Origin of the sequence: Pseudomonas sp. LLC-1 (genome assembly GCF_002992185.1) — a bacterium.
In the GTDB taxonomy this organism is placed as follows: Bacteria; Pseudomonadota; Gammaproteobacteria; order Pseudomonadales; family Pseudomonadaceae; genus Aquipseudomonas; species Aquipseudomonas monteilii.
Map to the genome: position 1 here is coordinate 1 of NZ_LUVY01000034.1, position 3354 is coordinate 3354.

The 3354-nt window shown below is 60.5% G+C and carries 1 protein-coding gene; it reads right to left on the reverse strand.

Annotation, left to right across the window (positions count from 1 at the left end; translation table 11 throughout):
- Positions 1 to 3354 (reverse strand): immunoglobulin-like domain-containing protein (locus tag A0O30_RS27545; RefSeq protein WP_371921641.1); only part of this gene is annotated, 3354 nt, incomplete at both ends.

Genomic DNA, 3354 nt, shown 5'->3' on the forward strand with positions numbered 1-3354 from the left:
GCAGTCAGTTTCGCGATGACTTCGTCGGTGGTATCGGTCACCTGAACGGAGGCGTTACCGCCCAGCTGCAGGTTCTCGAAGGTACGACCATCCACGTCCACAGCCGATTTGATGCCCACGCTGATCTGGCCAGCGTCGTTGTAAACGTCATCGCCCTGCGCAGCGTGCTCGTACGGCGCGCTGGTGTCGCCAGCCTTGATGGTCACGGTCGCATCGTTGCTCAGGGTCACGACCAGGTCGTGGTCCAGCGGCTGGTTGATGTGAACGGTGAAGGTCGGTTTGACGTTCTCGGCCACCGAGGTCTGATCGGCGGTGATGGTCACCAGTACCAGATCGCCTTCGTTGCCAGTGCCTGGGGTACCCGAGCCTGGCTCGTCGGTGACGGTGGTGGTGACCGGCGCCTTGTCCAGAGTCAGTTGCTCGAACTTGCCGACGTCGTCGCCGCTGACCGAGGCGATCGATTTCACGATCGAGTCGTTAGTGCCGGTGTAGACGTTGTCCGGCGCGGTGACGGTGGTAGTGCCCACAGTGCCGTTGGCCGGCACGGTGATGGTGGTCTTGCCATCGTTCAGCGTGAAGGTCAGTGCCGAGTGGTTGTTGATCGGCAATCCGTCTTTGTTAGTCAGCGTCACGGTGTAGGTGATCACGCCGCCTTCGGTGACCGACGGGGTAGCAGTCAGCTTGGCGATCACTTCGTCGGTGGTGTCGGTCACCTGCACCGAAGCGTTGCCGCCCAGTTGCAGGTTCTCGAAGGTACGGCCATCGACGTCCACAGCGGACTTGATGCCCACACTGATCTGGCCAGCGTCGTTGTAAACGTCATCGCCTTGCGCCGCGTGCTCGTACGGTGCACTGGTGTCGCCAGCCTTGATGGTCACGGTCGCATCGTTGCTCAGGGTCACGACCAGGTCGTGGTCCAGCGGCTGGTTGATGTGCACGGTGAAGGTCGGTTTGACGTTCTCGGCCACCGAGGTCTGGTCGGCGGTGATGGTCACCAGTACCAGATCGCCTTCGTTGCCAGTGCCCGGGGTGCCCGAACCTGGCTCGTCGGTGACAGTGGTGGTCACCGGCGCCTTGTCCAGAGTCAGTTGCTCGAATTTGCCAACATCGTCACCGCTGACCGAAGCGATCGATTTCACGATCGAGTCGTTGGTACCGGTGTAGACGTTGTCCGGCGCGGTGACGGTGGTAGTGCCCACGGTGCCGTTGGCCGGCACGGTGATGACGGTTTTACCGTCGCTCAGCGTGAAGGTCAGGGCGCCGTGGTTGTTGATCGGCAGACCGTCTTTGTTGGTCAGCGTGATGGTGTAGGTGATCTCGCCGCCTTCGGTCACCGAAGGGGTCGCAGTCAGCTTGGCCACCACTTCGTCAGTGGTGTCAGTGACTTGGACGGTAGCCGCACCGCCCAGCTGCAGGTTCTCGAAGGTCGCACCGGTGACGTCTACTGCCGAATTGATGCCCAGGCTGATTTCACCCGAGTCTTTGTAAACATCGTCACCCTGCGCGTCATGGGTATACGGCGCGCTGGTTTCACCGGCCTTGATGGTGACCTGAGCGTTGTTGCTCAGGGTCACGACCAGGTCGTGGTCCAGCGGCTGGTTGATGTGCACGGTGAACGTCGGTTTGACGTTCTCGGCCACCGAGGTCTGGTCGGCGGTGATGGTGACCTTGACAAGGTCGCCTTCGTTGCCTGGAGTACCTGGCTCGTCAGTAACGGTGGTGCTGACCGGAGTCTTGTCCAGGGTCAGTTGCTCGAACTTGCCGACATCAGCGCCAGCAACGGTTGCGATCGACTGCACAACAGGCGGATTGCTGCCGGTGTAGACGTTGTCCGGCGCAGTGACGGTGACCGAACCGGTAGTGCCATTGGCCGGTACGGTGATGACGGTTTTACCGTCGCTCAGCGTGAAGGTCAGGGCGCCGTGGTTGTTGATCGGCAGACCGTCTTTGTTGGTCAGCGTGATGGTGTAGGTGATTTCGCCGCCTTCGGTGACCGAAGGGGTCGCAGTCAGCTTGGCTACCACTTCACTGATGGTGTCCGAAATTTCAACAGTAGCCGGGCCACCCAAGGCCAGGTTCTCGAAGGTGGCACCCGCAACTGTTGCGCCGGTGACGCCGAGGGTGATGGAACCTGCGTCGTTGTAGACGTCATCACCCTGGACCGAGGTCTTGTACTCGACTTCGGTTTTACCCGCTTCGATGGTCACGGTGTCGCCGTTCGACAGTGTTACGGTCAACGGACGGTCCAGCGCCTGGCTTACTTTCACAGTGAAGGAAGGCTGCTGGTCTTCGGTCACATTGCCATTGCTGACGATGCTAACGGTGACGGTATCGATGCTGTCATTGATGACAGTCGAAGCTGGAGTCGGATTCGGGGTCAACTGCTCGAAGTTGCCGCCAGTGGCGTTCTCGATAGACACACTAACGGTCGAACCGTTGTTGTAGACATCGTTCGCCGGGGTCTGGAAGTCGACACTGCCCTGGGTCTTGCCGGCCTCAACGGTAATGGTCTGGCCGTTGGACAGGGTCACGGTCACTGGCGTCTGAGCCGGGTTGCTCAGGGTCACGGTGTAGGTGATCACGCCGCCTTCAGTGACGCTTGGCGAAGCCGTCAGGGTCGCGGTCGTGTTATCGACCGAATCGTTGATCGCGGTCTGAGCCGGGGTCGGGTTGGGCGTCAGTTGTTCGAAGTTGCCACCAGTGGCGTTTTCGATGGTGACGCTAACGGTCGAACCGTTGTTGTAAACGTCGTTCGCCGGAGTCTGGAAATCAACGCTACCCTGGGTTTTTCCGGCCTCAACGGTAATGGTCTGGCCATTGGACAGGGTCACGGTTACCGGGGTCTGGGCAGGGTTGCTCAGGGTCACGGTATAGGTGATCACGCCGCCTTCGGTGACGCTTGGCGAAGCGGTCAGGGTCGCGGTGGTGTTATCGACCGAGTCGTTGATCGCGGTTTGAGCCGGGGTCGGATTCGGGGTCAACTGCTCGAAGTTGCCACCAGTGGTATTTTCGATGGTGACGCTAACGGTCGAACCGTTGTTGTAGACGTCGTTCGCCGGAGTCTGGAAGTCGACACTGCCCTGGGTCTTGCCGGCCTCAACGGTAATGGTCTGGCCGTTGGACAGGGTCACGGTTACCGGGGTCTGGGCAGGGTTGCTCAGGGTCACGGTGTAAGTGATCACGCCGCCTTCGGTCACCGACGGGCTCGCCGTCAGGGTCGCAGTGGTGTTATCGACCGAGTCGTTGATCGTGGTCTGAGCCGGGGTCGGGTTCGGCGTCAGTTGCTCGAAGTTGCCACCAGTGGCGTTCTCGATGGTGACGCTGACAGTCGAGCCGTTGTTGTAAACGTCGTTC